The following is a 368-nucleotide window of genomic DNA, read 5'->3' as shown; positions in this document are numbered from 1 at the left end:
ACACAGATTGTCTGATGAAAAACAGCAGTAAAAATCTCTGCAGGCTTGTAGCTCAGGTGGTTAGAGCGCACCCCTGATAAGGGTGAGGTCGGTGGTTCAAGTCCACTCAGGCCTACCAAACTCCTTTTAAAGGATGAGCGGTACAGAGATTATAAACGATGGGGCTATAGCTCAGCTGGGAGAGCGCCTGCTTTGCACGCAGGAGGTCTGCGGTTCGATCCCGCATAGCTCCACCATCTTTTACTGCGAACACAAGAAAACTTCAGAGTGAACCTGAAAAGGTGCACTGCGAAGTTTTGCTCTTTAAAAATCTGGATCAAGCTGAAAATTGAAACGACACATCTTAAATGGTGTGTTCGAGTCTCTCA

The 368-nt window shown here is 47.0% G+C and carries 2 tRNA genes; both read left to right on the top strand.

What is annotated here, in order from left to right:
• The first annotated feature begins 41 nt into the window (after positions 1–41).
• Positions 42–118, top strand: a tRNA-Ile gene (locus tag UTM25_RS22475).
• Between the two features lie 42 nt (positions 119–160).
• Positions 161–236 (top strand) — tRNA-Ala (locus UTM25_RS22470).
• Positions 237–368: the final 132 nt, after the last annotated feature.

It is taken from the genome of Enterobacter sp. 61D5, assembly GCF_034107965.1.
GTDB lineage: Bacteria > Pseudomonadota > Gammaproteobacteria > Enterobacterales > Enterobacteriaceae > Enterobacter > Enterobacter cloacae_M.
This window is presented reverse-complemented; position numbering and strand designations above follow the sequence as displayed.